This is a genomic window from Sphingobacterium sp. B16(2022), assembly GCF_012030425.1.
In the GTDB taxonomy this organism is placed as follows: Bacteria; Bacteroidota; Bacteroidia; order Sphingobacteriales; family Sphingobacteriaceae; genus Sphingobacterium; species Sphingobacterium anhuiense.
This window is the reverse complement of sequence record NZ_JAAUVN010000002.1, coordinates 174386-191197: the sequence shown is the minus strand read 5'-3', so window position 1 is coordinate 191197 and position 16812 is coordinate 174386. Positions and strand designations below refer to the sequence as shown.

The 16812-nt window shown below is 38.7% G+C and carries 12 protein-coding genes; 7 read left to right on the top strand and 5 right to left on the bottom strand.

Annotated elements, in window-relative coordinates; translation table 11 throughout:
* The 7 genes from HCX49_RS11255 to HCX49_RS11225 are packed head-to-tail and all read left to right on the top strand — an operon-like array spanning window position 1 to window position 10821.
* Window positions 1-4278 (top strand): type I polyketide synthase, encoded by a 4278-nt coding sequence (locus HCX49_RS11255; RefSeq protein ID WP_168127133.1) that lies wholly within the window; start codon window positions 1-3, stop codon window positions 4276-4278.
* Window positions 4266-4565: an acyl carrier protein gene (locus HCX49_RS11250; protein ID WP_033564928.1), complete on the top strand. Its 300-nt coding sequence runs from the start codon at window positions 4266-4268 to the stop codon at window positions 4563-4565. Before HCX49_RS11255 ends, HCX49_RS11250 begins: the two co-directional genes overlap by 13 nt.
* Complete coding sequence (locus HCX49_RS11245) at window positions 4556-5338, top strand: alpha/beta fold hydrolase (RefSeq protein WP_132770898.1); 783 nt, start codon at window positions 4556-4558, stop codon at window positions 5336-5338. The genes HCX49_RS11250 and HCX49_RS11245 overlap by 10 nt, the downstream gene beginning before the upstream one ends.
* Entirely contained in the window at window positions 5331-7736 is a 2406-nt protein-coding gene (locus tag HCX49_RS25575; protein ID WP_132770899.1) for a glycosyltransferase, read from the top strand. Before HCX49_RS11245 ends, HCX49_RS25575 begins: the two co-directional genes overlap by 8 nt.
* Before the next feature lie 3 nt (window positions 7737-7739).
* Entirely contained in the window at window positions 7740-9011 is a 1272-nt protein-coding gene (locus HCX49_RS11235; protein ID WP_132770900.1) for a condensation domain-containing protein, read from the top strand.
* Window positions 9008-10255, top strand: a complete 1248-nt coding sequence (locus HCX49_RS11230) for a condensation domain-containing protein (RefSeq protein ID WP_132770901.1) — start codon at window positions 9008-9010, stop codon at window positions 10253-10255. The genes HCX49_RS11235 and HCX49_RS11230 overlap by 4 nt, the downstream gene beginning before the upstream one ends.
* Window positions 10252-10821 (top strand): hypothetical protein, encoded by a 570-nt coding sequence (locus HCX49_RS11225; protein WP_132770902.1) that lies wholly within the window; start codon window positions 10252-10254, stop codon window positions 10819-10821. Before HCX49_RS11230 ends, HCX49_RS11225 begins: the two co-directional genes overlap by 4 nt.
* 111 nt (window positions 10822-10932) lie before the next feature.
* Here HCX49_RS11225 and HCX49_RS11220 read toward each other — a convergent pair whose 3' ends face one another.
* The 5 genes from HCX49_RS11220 to HCX49_RS11200 all read right to left on the bottom strand — a co-directional run bounded on the left by HCX49_RS11220 (window position 10933) and on the right by HCX49_RS11200 (window position 16793).
* On the bottom strand, window positions 10933-11532 hold the full coding sequence (locus tag HCX49_RS11220) for an HdeD family acid-resistance protein (protein WP_132770903.1): 600 nt from the start codon (window positions 11530-11532) through the stop codon (window positions 10933-10935).
* A gap of 388 nt (window positions 11533-11920) precedes the next feature.
* Window positions 11921-13207: a sensor histidine kinase gene (locus HCX49_RS11215; protein ID WP_132770904.1), complete on the bottom strand. Its 1287-nt coding sequence runs from the start codon at window positions 13205-13207 to the stop codon at window positions 11921-11923.
* Window positions 13208-13758: 551 nt separating this feature from the next.
* Entirely contained in the window at window positions 13759-14550 is a 792-nt protein-coding gene (locus HCX49_RS11210) for a DUF1080 domain-containing protein (RefSeq protein ID WP_132770905.1), read from the bottom strand.
* 27 nt (window positions 14551-14577) lie between these two features.
* Window positions 14578-15735, bottom strand: coding sequence for a Gfo/Idh/MocA family protein (locus tag HCX49_RS11205; RefSeq protein ID WP_206368406.1), 1158 nt, complete (start codon window positions 15733-15735; stop codon window positions 14578-14580).
* Between the two features lie 20 nt (window positions 15736-15755).
* Window positions 15756-16793: a TIM barrel protein gene (locus HCX49_RS11200; protein ID WP_132770907.1), complete on the bottom strand. Its 1038-nt coding sequence runs from the start codon at window positions 16791-16793 to the stop codon at window positions 15756-15758.
* Window positions 16794-16812 lie beyond the last annotated feature (19 nt).

The following is a 16812-nucleotide window of genomic DNA, read 5'->3' as shown; positions in this document are numbered from 1 at the left end:
ATGACAAATACAGATGTTGCGATCGTTGGACTATCATGTGTCTTCCCCGGAGCAAAAGATGCAGCTACTTTTTGGCAAAATATTGTCAATAAAGTTGATGCGACGCAAGAAGCTCCAGAAGATCGGATCGACCCCGTTCATTTTAGTAAAAACAGCAATGCAATAGATCGCTTTTATTGTAAGCGAGGTGGTTTTATCCCAGACTATACTTTTGACCCAACTGCCTTCGGTATTTTACCGTTGGCAGTGGAAGGTACTGAGCCTGACCACCTATTAACACTCGATCTCGTACAAAAAGCGTTGGAAGATGCGGGTGTATTCCGTAAACAGGTATCACTTGAGAAAACCGGTATCATCATTGGTAAAGGAAACTATGCTGGCCCAGGTGCGACTCGTGCTATTGAGATCGTACGTACCGGTGAACAGATTTCTTCTTTACTACAAGAGCTACTGCCAGAAGTATCTTCAGCAGACCTAGAAAAAGTCAAACAAGCTTTTCAGGAACGTAAAGGACGCTTTAGTGCCGATACAGCCATGGGATTAATTCCCAATTTGGTCGCTTCTCTAGTTGCCAACCGCTTCAATTTAGGTGGTGTTGCATTTACAGTCGATGCTGCTTGTGCCAGTGCGCTAATTGCTGTTGACCATGCGGTACAGGAACTCCACCGAGGACGATGCAATATGGTTGTCGCCGGTGGTGTACATACAGGTCAAAATGCAGCCTTTTGGAGTATTTTCACACAACTAGGCGCCTTATCCAGACAAGAAAAAATCAGACCTTTCAGTAAAGATGCCGATGGGTTATTGATCGGTGAAGGTTGCGGTTTTGTTGTTTTAAAACGATTAGAAGATGCGATTCAGGATCAAGATAAAATATATGCTGTCATAAAAGGTGTAGGTGTGAGTAGTGATGGTAGTGGCACTAGCGTCATGAGTCCATCTGTCAAAGGTCAGTTAAAAGCTCTTCAACAAGCTTGGAGCAATGCCAATCTCGATGAAAAACAAATCGGATATTTAGAGGCACATGGTACAGGAACACCCCTTGGAGATAAAACAGAACTGCAGACTTTAGCGCAATTTTTCGGAAAGGATGACGATGCTCAAAGCGCTGGTATTGGCTCTGTCAAATCAAACATAGGTCACGCCATGCCTGCTGCAGGTATAGCAGGATTGATCAAAACCTGTTTGGCACTTCATCATGACATTTTACCACCGACACTGTACTGCGAAGATCCAAACGCAGACATGCAGCTCACCCGATTTGCTCCTGTACAGGATGTTAAAAACTGGTCTCAGACTGGTTTGCCTAAAATAGCGGCTGTCAATGCTTTTGGATTTGGTGGTATCAACGCGCATGTCGTGCTTGAAGGCTATGATATGCCGAAAAAAGATCCAGTTCTGCTTCTTGCGAGAAACAGTCAAGAGGAACTTCTTATAGCTTTGCAAAACAACGAGCATACAGTCGGTGAAGGTGACCATCGGATTGCAATCTTCGACCCGACTCCAGAACGAATACAAAAAGCAGTGAAGATTGTCTCTAAAGGCAACCCGTGGCGCAGCAAACAGGATATTTGGTATACCGCAACACCTCTACTAAAAAATGGTGGCAAAATTGCCTTCGTATTCCCAGGCTTAGATGGCCTTGCAAAAGGCGAAGTAGATACTGTGAGCCGTTATTTTGGATTGACAGCACCCATCGAAACTGAGGGTGAAGGATTATTAACAGAAGCATTAGCTATTTTTAATAAGTGTAGCATACTGGATAGCGCTTTAAAAAAATTGGGCATATACCCTGATATGAATGCTGGACATAGTTTGGGCGAATGGCTTGCGGGCTACTCATCCGAATTGGCAGAAGCGAGCTCTGTAACAGCCTTGATCAATGTACTCCATCCATCAACTTTTGAATTAAAAGATTCAAAATTTATTGCGATCGGTACGGGTATTGAACAGATATCACCCATTATTGAGCAGATACCTAATCTCTATATTTCGAATGATAACTGCCCACACCAAGTCATCCTTTGCGGTAGCAATACTGCTCTAGATACTTTGGTGCCTATATTAAAATCGAACCAGATATTTCACCAGATATTGCCCTTCCAGTCAGGTTTTCATACACCATTTGTGGCCGACAAGCTTGATGTGATCTTAGCGGGTATGGATCAGGTTCGTTTCCAAGAGACAAAAATTCCCTTATGGTCAGCAACAACCTTAGCACCCTATCCAAAGGATCAAAATGCAATCAGAAAATTAAGTGCCGAGCATCTTGTACAACCGGTTCGTTTTCGAGAACTGACTAAAAAACTCTATGAAGAGGGCGCACGCTTCTTTATTCAGGTCGGTGCCGGCGGGTTAATCGGTTTTATTGATGACACATTAAAAGGTAAACCATTCAGTACAATTACGTCAAGCGGTCCTACTCGTTCAGCACTGGCCCAGTTACAACGTGTCATCAGTGCTCTTTTTGTTGAAGGTAAGACCGTCGCACTAGATTTTCTAGATTTGCACGCAACCACAACAACAAAGTCAACAGCAAACAGCATAAAACTTCAACTGGGTTTACCGATTATCCGGAACTTTAACGAAGTTAAGTCCTTAGCCAAATCATTTGGAACAGCAGCACCACTACGTGCTACAACTAGCAAAGTTAGTCATCCGCTTGTCCAAGCCTTTCAGGAAAACATAGCAGATATGATCAGTATGCAAGAAGAAGTATTGGCTCTTTTCCAACAGCGTTCTGAGAACAATTTATTGAACAGTACCACTGCTCCCCTAACTCCAGATACAGCGCACTCACCTTCAAGCGTAAGTGTCGTTCATGCACTAGCAAGTACAAGTTTCACTAAACTTTTACAAGTCAGTTTAGACAGCGATCCGTATTTAATCGATCATAGTTTGCTTAGACAGCCTGCTGGTTGGACACCTGTTTCAGATATGGAACCGGTCATTCCGATGACGATGATCTTTGAGCTACTAGCGGAAACAGCACAGGCTGAAATACCAGGAACACAAGTACATAAAATTAAGCATGTGAATGTATTCCAATGGATGAATGTGGCAAAGACATTTGAGAAAACCATAAAAGGTGAATGGCGAGCATCACATCATGCCTATCTAGATATTGAAAATTTTGCGAATGCCGAGGTCCTTTTAAAAAGTTCAGCAATACCAGTACCTGCATTCAATTTATCTATTGGAGATTTGTTACCAATCCATAGAACACCTGAAGAAATCTATGAAAATCATATGTTTCATGGACAAGCCTATCAGGGTATCACAGAAATTATGGCCGTTGGAACCAAAGGTATCATTGGTATGATTAAAGGTAATGGGGGGAAAGGATCATTATTGGACAATGCAGGCCAGTTATTTGGTTTGTGGTTACAGCTCACTTTAACGCAAGATCGGATCGCTTTTCCTGTTAAAATCAGAGAAATTGAATTCTTCGAAGAGATGCTTGACCAAGAAGGTATGTTTGAATGTACCTGTATGCTGACGGAGTTAAATGCAGAATTTGCTATTGGAGAAATCATACTCAAGCGAGATGGAAAAGTATGGTGTGCGATCAGTGGATGGCAAAACCGAAGACTGGAAATTGATGACGCCTTATGGAACGTTTCCATGTCCCCTTCGCATAACCGTTTATCTGAGCAAATAACTCCTGAAGTATTCTATTTCCACCAAGCTTACTCTCGAGTTGCATCTTGGGATTTTGTACTTAAGCGTTATTTCAACCAAACAGAGAAACAACACCACGCGAAGTTGATGCCCAATAAACGAAAAACCTGGATGGTTAGTCGAGTAGCAGTAAAAGATGCTGTTCGTCACCTTTTACTCAAACAAAAAGGAGATGCACACTACCCCATTACTTTTGAAATAAGTACTGATGAAGCAGGTAAACCCTATCTTATTGGTGAGGCTACGGATAACATCCACGTTTCATTAGCCCACAAAGGAAAAGACGCCGTTGCTATTGCACGCTATGATAGACCAGTAGGTATTGATATGGAGATTATAGAAGAACGTAGCGCTGGATTCTATCCACTGGTATTTACCGATGCTGAGCTCCAATTATTAAAAGAGAGAAATCAAGCAGAGTGGACGACCCGCTTTTGGGTAGCCAAAGAAGCCTATGGAAAATTCATCGGTAAAGGACTACAGGGAAATCCCAAAGCATATGCTGTCGAAAAAATTCTTGACGATCACCTGTGGATCAACAATATTGAAATTAAAACTATAAAACATAATAATTATATTATCGGATGGACACTGTAAACCCAACATTAAAAATGAACCACGAAGAGTTATTCACACTTTTAAAAGGTTTTATTACAGAAGTAATAGGTGAAGAATTTGTAGAAGAAATGGATATCACTCCTGAAAGCTCTTTTACAAAAGATCTGGAAATGGACAGTATTGAGATTGTATCATTTTCAGAGAAAATCAAAACATATTTTGGCGATCAAATCGATTTTACAGGATGGTTATCTTCTATGGATCTAGATCAATTGATCAACCTTGACCTCCGCATGATTATCAACTATATCTACGAATGCCAATAATTGACATAAACAACAAAAAAGTTCATATACAAGAGCTAAACAAAGGTGCTAAGCAAACCGTGGTATTGATCCACGGTATGTTTAGCAATCTTTCTGTTTATTATTTTAATATTGCGCCAATCTTGGCGCAGCACTTTCACGTGGTGATGTATGACTTGAAAAGTCATGGAATGAGCGAACGTGTTTTGACCGGCTATGATCTGGATCATATGGCGACGGACCTGTTAGACCTGATGGATCATCTGCAGCTCGAGCAAGTATTCCTAGTTGGTTATAGCTTTGGAGGTCTTATTGCCTTAAAAACCGCTATAATCAGCCCAAGTCGCATACAGAAACTCGTTATCATGGAAGCTCCTGATCCACAAGATGAGAAAGCACGTGATATCATCGAAGAGTACAGTAAGGAATTTCTGGAACACTACGTCGCTAACTTTACCGATACGACTAAAGTCAAAATGGGTAAAAGACAGATGGAAAAAAACCATCGTCAATATGAATTCTTGTTTCAACAAACCAGTATCAAAACAGATATGGTCACGGAGAAGCATTTTCTAGAAGACATTCGTCATGCGCAATTGCCCATGCCGTCCCTATTGCTGTATGGAGCTGATTCAAATTGCAGACCAACTGGCGAATGGCTAAAAGAGCAGATCAATCATGCATCACTTAAGTTAATACCGGGTGATCATAACATTCCTATACAAGAACCTACTCGTATAGCAGAAACCATCGTTCATTTTTTCACCAACATCTTTATCAAAAATTATGGCTAAATATGTATTCGTTGTTCCACCTTTAACAGGCCATGTCAATCCAACCTTAAGTATCGGTGCCGAATTACTGCATAGAGGGCATGAAGTTGCATGGATCAGCCTCGATAAAAACCTGATTTCCAAGCTTCCAGAAGGCGGACAACTACTACTCATTCAATATGATCAAACGGATGATGAAAAACAGGCAAGTGAACAATACCTGGACATCATTTCCCGAAAGGTCGTTTATGGTATCGATAGTATCAAGTTTTTATACGAAGACGTTCTCATCCCCCTAAATAGACACTGCTATAACGGTATCATTACCTTATTAAAAGCATTCCAACCAGATTTGATCATTTCAGACCAGCAATTATTTGCAGGTCCAATTGCGGCAAAAACACTTGGAATCCCATATTGTACCACTGTTACAGCTCCAGCAGCTATTAAAATCATGAATGAACTGCCAAAAGTTCACGAATGGGAAGTCAATCAAATCGTGGCATTACAGCAAGAATTAGGAATTCTTGACGCGCATTCATTGGCCTGTTCTGATTTAATGACGCTTGTTTTGACATCCAAAGATTTCTTTGGTGAAATGGAACTAACTTCAAATTATCAATTTACGGGTCCTGTTTTGACAACGCGCCGAACATCAAGTCAATTTGATTGGGATACATTTCATAAAGATACCAATAGAAAGATCTTGGTCAGTATTGGTACAACTTTCGATCATGACCATAAAAAAGCATTTTTTCAAAAAATAATTGATGCATTCCAAGACGAACAAATTATGGCAGTAGTCGTATCAGATCCTAAGCTTTTTGACCAATGGCCAGATAATTTCATCGTCTATGAGCAAGTACCGCAATTGGAGCTCTTACCACATTTAGATGCTGTTGTTTGTCATGGTGGTCACAATACAGTTTCCGAAACATTAATTCATGGCTTACCACTAGTTGTTATCCCGATTGCATACGACCAATCGCATGTAGCTGGTCGTGTCGTACGTACAGGTGCTGGTGAACGTTTAAATTTTAACAGATTTAAATCGCATCACTTAAAAGATGCCGTTTACACCATCTTGGATGATCCAAGTTATCGCAAAGCTGCTCAATCCGTTGGTCAATCATTTATTGATGCTGGTGGCACTTCCACAGCTGCAGACTTATTAGAACAAACAATCACGACCATAACAGCTAAATCCATGATAAAATCTAAATTTTTATTTGTTATCCCTCCGTTTTTTGGACATATCAGCCCGACATTGAGCGTAGGAGCAAGTCTTATTGCCCGTGGCCACGAAGTCAAATGGTTTGGTATTACCCCATTGGACAGCAAACATATTCCAGAAGGAGGATCTTATTATTATCCTGAAGAAGAACTTATTCCGCATCAGAATGAAATTAAACGTATTCTAAAAAGACAGGATGACGGCCCAGCCTGTTCAGGTCCTGAAGTCATGAAACTAGCATTAGAGGAAACATATGTTCCATTTGCCAAAATGATGATGCCAGGATTAACGCGTCTAACGCAAAACTGGCAACCTGATGTCATCATCAATGACTGTATTACTTTTGGAGGAGCACTTTTTGCGCACAAACACAATATTCCTTGCGTTACGACTACTCCTGTCCCTCCGGATGTAATGGGTGATACCGAAAAGAGCGCACCCAAAATATTCGAATGGCAGCAAAATCTGATCAAAGGACTCCAAAAAGAAGTGGGCATTTATGATGAAGGAATTTTTATTCATTCGCATAAATTAAATATGGTATTTACCTCACAGGCTTTTGCCGGTTTTGATACCGTTCCACCGCACATGAAATTTGTCGGTCCAGTAAAAGGACGTCCCAACGATGCACCTTTTGATTGGGAAAAGTTAAATGCATCTACCACACCAAAAATATTTGTATCATTAGGTACCCTGTTGGTCGATATTCGAAAAGCCTTCTTTGAAAAAATCATTGCAGCCTTTGCCGATCAACCAGTCACTATTGTAGCAGCTACTCCACCCGAAATTTTTGACGAATGGCCTTCCAATTTTATCGTAAGCAGTTTTGTACCCCAATCAGCATTAATGCCACACATGGATATGGTTATCTGTCATGGTGGTTTCAATACGGTTAATGATACTTTCCGCAATGGATTGCCGATGTTAATTACTCCGATTGCCTATGATCATTTTCATATCGCAAAATTAATTGAACAAGCAGGTTGTGGTATCAGTATCCGATACAAACGATTACGAGTAGAAGCACTACGTGAAACCGTTTTTGAATTATTGGAAAATCCTAAATACAGAGATGCTGCTAAAGAAGTGTTAAACACCTTTACCGCTGCTGGCGGGAATGACAAAGCGGTAGCATTGTTAGAAAATTTTGCAGAAAAAGAACAAGCAACATTAGCGACAGTATAAGGTATGAAAAGAAAATTGTTATTTGGAGAACGTATGCTTTTGGGTGATGGAACAGAACCCTTCAATGCGGTTATTCCATTTAGACTAAAAGGATCGTTTGACGAAGCAGCCATTCAACATGCTTTATTTAGAATTCAAGAAAAACATCCTTGGCTAAAAGCACTTATTAGTCATGATCAAAAACAAATACCTTGGTTTGAAGTACCCCAAAAGGATATTCCAATACCAATACGCGTAATAACCAGAAAAACAGATGATGATTGGTTACATGAATCAAAAAAAGAATGGAATACATCATTTGATGGTCATAAACTGCCCCTGATAAGATTCATCTGGATAAAAGGACAAGAAGTTTCCGATATGCTGTTGGTTTTTCACCACTGTATATGTGATGGTGGTTCTGCTATGTCCTTGTTGCGCGAATTTCTAGTCGTACTGGACAACCCTACTGTGGATATTGGTATAGAGAAGCCCATATTTGGTATTCAGGACGTCGTTCCTCAAAACTTACTTGCTAGTCGTAAACAAAAGTTCAAAGCCAAGTTCATCGGCCGTTTGGCCGCTACTGCTATTAAATTTATTCCTATTGGCAAAAGAACAGTCGAACGTAAAGAAGACTACCTGATTCACTGGAAATTTGACAAAGAATTAAGCAGACAAATCATCACCCATTGCAAATCAAAAGGTTTCACAGTCAACACATTCCTATGTGCGATCTTACTTCAAGCATTTTCAAAAGTAAGAGGAAAGGCAGCTTTCAACAAAGTCTCCTGTCCTGTGGATATTAGAAGATTTGCCCCACAGATAAAGGACGATCATCTTTTTGCATTTGGACTCATGATAGTATTATCCTCGAATAAAAAGATAAGTTTCGAAGACAATCTACATTTCATGCAAGAAAGCGTAGACCGCAAAACCACTAAGCTCAATCCCTACATCACCATGATGGTTATGGAATCAGCACATGATGCTTTAGATAATTTCACCAAGTTATTAAAAAATGGAAAATCATCGAATGATTGTATGTTTTCAAATTTAGGTCGCATTCAAATTCCACATGAGTATAAATCCTTTACATTGGACACTATTTTCAGTCCAACTGTCATCGGTCCATTGGGAAATACGACTACACTTGTAACATCCACCTTTAGAGACGAAATGGATTTTTCCTTTGTTGCAAGCGAAGGATATTTACCACATGCAGAAGCATTAGCTATGCGAGATGAAATAAACCAAACGATCCAACTACAACTAGATTCTTTGATAACAGCATGATAAAGAGAAAATTATTGATGGTAGAGAGGATCATGTATGTGGACTCTACTACACCTTTAAATGCTGTTTTTACAGCAAAAATCAAAGGAGAATTATCAGAAGCACAGATACATACCGCCTTAGTTAAAATACAAAAAAAGCATGCATTACTAAGAGCAACAATAGATAATAGCAACGAGAAGCAACCACTCTTTGTTGAACAGAAAAATATTGACTCCATCCCACTTCGTATCATTGAACGAAAAACGGATCAGGATTGGCTTACCGAATCGGAAAAAGAATGGTATCGTTTATTTGTAGAAAAAAACAAACCATTAGCACAACTAGTTTGGCTCAAAAGCGACTGCGTATCCGAGATTCTTTGGGTCATGCCCCACTGCATCTGTGATGGCACAACAATCGCCAACTTAATGCGCGAGTTTCTTTGTTTACTGGATGACCCATCGTTATCATTAGAAACGTACAAGCCCTACCAGTCTATCCATGAATTCCTGCCTGTGGAATACAGCAGTAAAAACAAAAAGTTCAAATCAGAATTCTATTTAGGGTTAGCGCGATTATTTTTTCTAATAAAACGATGCAGCAAAAAAAAAGCTTCGGACGCCAATTATGCCCTACACTGGAAATTAGATCTGCAAACTACCAATCAAATCATTAAAAAATGTAAAACGAATGGTATCTCGGTACATACTTTTATTTGCGCCGTCTTTATGCAGGCATTTCAACAAATACAAGGGAAGAGTGCCAAGGGCAAAGTAATTAGCCCTGTTGATATCCGTCACTTTATACCAGAAATCAAAGAAGACCATGTATTTGCATTTGCACCTACAGTCGAACTCACGTTGAAATCAGGAAGTCTATTAGAAAATGCAAAAAGAATCAAACAAGACCTCCTGCATAAAATAAACAAAATGAACGTAAGAGAACTTCTTTGGGTAGGCGAACAAATGCACCCCATTGTCCAGAAAATGATAGCCATACTGCGATCAGCTCCAGGTGGTCATGATATAACCCTGTCCAATATGGGTAAACTCAATATACCAGATAACTTCAAAAATTTTGAACTTGAAACACTATATAGTCCTACAGTTGCGTTTCCTTGGCTCAACCCGAACACACTGGTTATAAGCACTTTTAAGAACCAAATGGATTTCATATTGATGTCTAATGCCGATTTTCTAACTAAAGATCAAGCTATTGCAATTAAAGATCAAGCGACGCAATTATTAAACGAGCCTTTATGAAATTTAAATTTCCCACCCCTCGTCCTAAAAAAATAGCGAAAACAACGCTTAGCCGCTTTTTAAGAAAACGTATGATCTATTATGTTGTTCCCAACATCCTGTTCAATACCCTCGTGGCTTATGCTAGTTTTCAGGAAATTGGATTTACACATTTTTTTGAAGGACCGCAAAGTCTTGCACGTCTAACGTTGCCTATGGCCATATTTCTACCGCTGATTCTAACAGTCGATATCATCAAAAGAGTAGCAGTGGCCGCAGATCAAGGTGCCATTGAATACCGTATTGCTGACGAATTGAATAAAAATAAGTTTATGGCTAGGTTAGGTATTCTACACGCCGTAGTAACGGGTCTCTTGATTTTAAGTTTCTTACTCTTTGCACAGTTCAGCTTATCAAAATATTACAAATTAGATCCGCTAGCAATGGCAATTCTAGATGGTGTCCTTGCGGGTATATTATCCGTTCTGTTCACTTATTTACCTATTTGGAAACTAAAAAAACATTTTTATAAGCCCGAACCGGACATAAAAGTGAGTTCAAATGAGCAGGACTCTATTTTACAGTAAAAATCAAGAACATATACAACACTTATCATGTATCTGTTATACTAAGTAGAATTTATCGACAATTGACTTAATTAAAAAGCGCAAAGGGTGTTGCGCTTTTTATTCCAAAATCTAATTTATTTCGCTATAGCGATTGTCTCTATTATCCAGATTTTCATTGATTTTCTTTAATCTTCGACCAATAAGGCTTAATACTACATGCATGACCCCTACCGTTATTAATCCTATCCCCATCCAGATACCAATGGTAATACCTGCTATTAAGGGGTTCCAAAGCAACAAGAATGAAAACAAAACTCCCAAGATACCGGTAAACAAGATCCAGCCCCAATTACCAATTCCAGCACGTTTGATCTCAAATGCATTAGCTATCGTAGCAATAGATCTAAATAATAACCAAACTCCAATAAATACCGATAACATCAATGCTGTCAATCCCGTATTGGCAATAAGCAATACACCAATAAACAAATTCAGCATACCACCAACCAAATGCCAACCCCAATTATCACTGTTCTTACGGTTCGATAATGCATAAAACAATTCAAATACGCCACTGATCAAAATCCCGACACTTAAAAATATACTCAAAGCCAGAAAAGAGCTAAAAGGTGCAGCCGCTGCATAGACACCCACTATAATATACAATATGCCAGCAATTAAAGGTAAATACCAGAATTTTAAAACCTTTTGAACAATACTTTTCTCCATAATTCGTGTGTTTTTAAATGTTAAATATAAATTGGAAGATCATTACTTGTAGATCTACACTGACTATTTACATTAGATTTAGTTATTTTGTTTAATGATTTAAAAAAAACTTTTTAAAAAAAAGTTCAAATACTAAAAATTTTATTTTCATATCTCAAACGAATAAATACTCAATTAACCTTAAAAACCTTTTTTCCATATTGAAGATTTTCATATAACTAGATTCCTTAAATAATAAATTTATACATTTATTCTCACAAGAGAGAATAAATGCAAGTTAATAAACCCCAGTTATTCAAAAAATGGAAAATGAAATTATCGCTTGAAGTGGTTTTATATGTCAATAAGTCTCTATTTAATATATTGATACCCCATTAAAAAAGGACTACTAACTATTTTTAGGTAATGAAACGGCAAATACTGAACCTTTATTTAACTTACTTTCTACCCGAATAGTTCCTTCATTCAATCGGATAAATTCAGCACAAAGAATTAACCCAAGACCAAACCCCCTTTCTCCTATCGTCCCTTTTGTAGATAACTGAGAGGAGGTAAACAACATATTTATTCGGCGGTCATCCATTCCCATTCCCTCATCTTTAATAAAAATATCAATCATGTTGCCTTTAACATCGGCAAAAACCTTTACACGTCCGCAAACCTCACTAAATTTGATCGCATTGCTCAATAAGTTTCTTAAGATAACAGCCGTCTGATCATAATCAGCAAAAAGACTCATGGACTCAGGAATATTTATATCAACCGTAAGTTGTTTTTGTCGTACAAGGAAATCAAAAAAATGGAATAATTCCAGCACTAAAGGCCGAAGTAAAAAAGTAACTTTTATAGTTTGAATTCCCTGCATCCCCCGCACACTCCATCGTAATAAATTGTCCATAACCGAGCCCAATTGGGAGACTTGATCTTTCAAAAGACCGATAGTTTCGATTCTTTCATTATGCGTCAGCAAATCCTCATGAAACATCTGCAGTAAATTTTCAAGTGTTACCATAGGACTGCGAATATCATGTGCCAAAATTGAAAACATCTTTTCTTTATCCTTATTTAAAGAAAATAAGGCTTGACGCTGTTTTTCAATTTCTTGCTGATAGGTACCCTGGATACTTTTAAAGAAACTCACCACACCGACTATCAATAGAATCCCTACAATCATATTAGCATAAGCCTGTTCTGGAGGAACGGGAGATCCCAGTAAAGGTGGTTGAGGAAATAAAATCACGGCCCCACATGCTATAAAAATTAAAAAACATAAAGAAAACCTGATCCATTTGTTATCAATCATCAAGCTGGTCGTGATCAGCAATGCCACCAGAAAGTATTCGCCACCGTTATGAAAATACAATCCAGCCACAGTATAGATAATTAATCTTGAGATCACCATTACTAGTCGTGCACTCAGATACTTTCGATACTTATTTAATATAAGCACTGTTGTCGCATCGCAAACATTCAATAAATTTAGAAAAGAAAGAAAATAACGTTCATTACCGAAATTAACAATAGCATAACTAAGCATACAGCACATTCCTATCCAATTTAAGATATTGATCAGCTTAGTATACTGAGATTCAACATAAGACATTTCAGGGTCAACCCCTACATTACTAAGCCGATATAGGATATTCTTTACATATACAGATAACGTATTGGCCATTAATTTTTGATGGTTAATTTGGATATTAAATCTAGTACAATTTTCTATTTAGGTACTTTCCTGCTTTATTAAAATAGATATGAAATACTCCCCCATTACAAGAGAACTTCATTATCCGAATTCATTCAAATAGAACATCTACTAAACTAATGAAATACTTTCCGGGTATGATCTCTTCATTTGAATGGAGAAAGTAAACGAGATTCAGAATTTACGAAACAAAACTAGTAAAATTTATAAGGTCTTTCCAACTTTTTATAACTGAACTAAAATTCGACAAAAACACTTCGTATTAAGAGATAAAGAGAGCTAGTCCTATTTCAATGGCCTATGAGAGGAACCTAAAAAATGAGAAACACAAATAAACAAAAAGCACAACGTGAAGTTGCGCTTTTTGTTCTTAAACCTAATTTCAAATCCATTGGCAATTAAGGTAAATTAACCAAAAGATTGTTATGCATAAAATCTATTTAAATATGCGGCATATAACACAGATCATAATGACCATATAATCATTTTTTAAAAAAATTATTTAAAATGATTATGATAATTTAGTCCAACATTTTAATTTTCATATCTTTATATTCGATTTTCATCGGTGGTCCCACATGAACCTGTACACCGATCAACCCTTTTTGCTTCCGATGCAACTCATCATTATCAACAACTTCAGAAATCAATTTTCCATTGATATAATGGGATAACTTATTGCCCTTTGCAACAATTTCAATTTCATTCCAATCGCCCACTTTAACCGCATCCGCCAATTCTTTAGCAGTCGCCAAAGTATCTCGCACGATCAGGGTACTCCAGGCATTTCCTTTCGAAGCGCCAGATTCACCTGCAGTTGGATTCGGTATCTCTGTTTGCTGTCCACGATAAGCTAGCGTAGTACGATTACGTTCCTCATAATTCTGACCTGTATAATGATGTTGGCCATCAATATCAGCCTGATACCCCTTCAGTGCATAGGGTAATTCCGTAAAACGTTCACTACGATAATTGATACCACTATTGCCATCAGCAGAAATTCGGAATTGGGATTTTAGTACAAAATCCCCCGGTTCACCACCTTTCCAGATTAAAAAAGTATTATTCTTTAAAGGTTCTGCATCAGCTTTAATTTCACCAATCAATATACCACTCTCCATACGCCAATAGCTACTGTCTCCCTCCCATCCTTTCAATGTATTAGAATCAAGCATTGCGACAAACCCTTCTTGTACTGAACTATCAAGAACGGTATGCTGCCCCTGATCATGTTTCGTATTTCCGGCATTGCAGGCCAGCATCAAAAGCGAAGCTGTAGCAGTCAGATATCCATATTTTATCATCTTGTTCATTGTTATGAGCTAAAAGTTAATTTAACATTAATTGTTCCAATCTACATCAGTGTCCGCCCAACATTTGTTTTTAGCAGACAATAAAACGGCTTCACACACCTTTTGGGTCTCATAGGCATCTCGAAAATTAGGATGACATTCTTCACCAGTTTCTACACTTTTTAGAAAATCTGCTACTTGATGAACAAATGAGTGTTCATAACCGATGGATAATCCCGGTACCCACCATTTATCCATATAAGGTTGATCACCATCGGTCACATGAATCGAGCGCCAACCTTTAACGATTGACTCATCCGCATTATTAAAATATTCCAATTTATTAAGATCATGCAGATCCCAACGTAATGAGCCTTTCTCACCATTAATTTCAAATGTAAAGAGCGCCTTATGTCCTCGAGCATAGCGGGTAGATTCAAATAATCCCAAGGAACCATTATCAAAATGACAGTGAAATATACAAGCGTCATCAATTTTGACATCTTCCATTTTCCCAGTCTCCTCACGTAGACGTTGCTTCACAAAAATTTCTGTCATTGCAGAAACATCTTTAATACCACCATTAAGCCACATGGCCAAATCAATACAGTGCGCTAAAAGATCTCCTGTCACACCAGAACCTGCAGCTTCGGCATCCATACGCCAAAAAGCTCGGCCTCCCTGTGGTAAATTTTCATTTATAGTCCAGTCCTGCAAAAAGTTCGTCCGATAATGAAAAATCTTACCCAACTTTCCACTTTCCACTAGCTGTTTAGCTAGAGTAACAGCTGGCAGCCTGCGGTAATTGTACCATACCGTATTCTTAACTTGACTTGTTTCCACAGCCTTGACCATCTGCGCCCCTTCCTCAAGATTTCTAGACAAAGGTTTTTCACATAAAACCATTTTTCCTGCCGCTGCCGCAGCTACAGCTATTTCCATGTGCATATTATTCGGAGTACAAATATCAACCGCATCAATATCATCACGACTGATTAATTTTTTCCAATCCGTTTCATAAGATTCATAACCCCATTGCTCAGCAAAAGCGATAACCTTATCCTCACTTCTAGAACAAACCGCTTTCAAAATAGGTTTGTATGCTAAATCAGGAAAGAAATCACCAACCCGCTTGTACCCATTGGAATGAGTTCTTCCCATAAATCCACAACCGATCAATCCTATTCTAAGTTCTTTTTTCTTCATAACAATTAGTCTATAACCTTTTACACCGACCATCCATGTGCATTTCGCACTTTAATCATGGTTTCCAGAATTGAATTCCAGGTCTCTTGTTTATGCATCACTTCATTTGGAAACATACAGCCATCCCAACAAATGTGGTCGAAAACTTTGTTTGGGTTACCATTCTCATCGCGCAACCAATATCCAGCATCCTTTACAATATCTAGCTTACCATTCGGATCAGTCGGCAAACAATGTCTTCCCGTTTTATCATGCGAACCCGAGCCAAATACGGTTCCATCATTCTGAGCAACATGAAAATCTATCGTCCATGGACGAAGCTTATCTGTCAAGAATTGAAGACCACGTTCCAGCTCGGCTCTATCTTCCCATTGAAAATCAGTTTTAAGAATCCGGTCCTTAGGTTCATTATACCCCAGTAGATATAAAAAAGTATGAGACATATCTGCCTGAAACCCCATATTATCCCTATCCACCATCTCCAGCGTTTCCAGCATCGTTCTCCAACTTTGCATGCCACCCCAGCAGATTTCCCCTTCCGCAGCAAGTCGTTCTCCATACGTAGCTGCTACGTCACATGCACGTCTAAATGTTTCCGCAATTATTTTGGTATTTTCAAGAGGATTTTTAGCCCATTCAGCTACGCTGGTAGCCGAGTCGATCCGGATCACGTTATTAGTTCGAATACCTAGTTTTCTTAGTTTATAACCAAACTCACTTGCCTTTTGCACAACAGCTACAAAGCGATCCCTATCTGCTTGAGTACCCATCGCAGAACCACCATCAGGTGGCCAGATCGGTGCAATCAAAGTACCGATTTCTAAATTATACCCCCCCACTTTGTCCACAACAAAATTGACATTGTCATCTGTAGGATCTAATTTTACATGTGCATTGAAAAGACCTAGATCAATGCCATCAAACTTGACACCATCAACATTAGCATGAGCTGTTTTTTCTAAAAGCTCATCCAAAGAAATAATAGGCTCATGATCGCCCTTGCCTACAATACCTGGCCAGGTCGCATTGTGCAATTTTGGAAAATTGTTCTTGCTCATCTGTACGTTTTTTATCTTT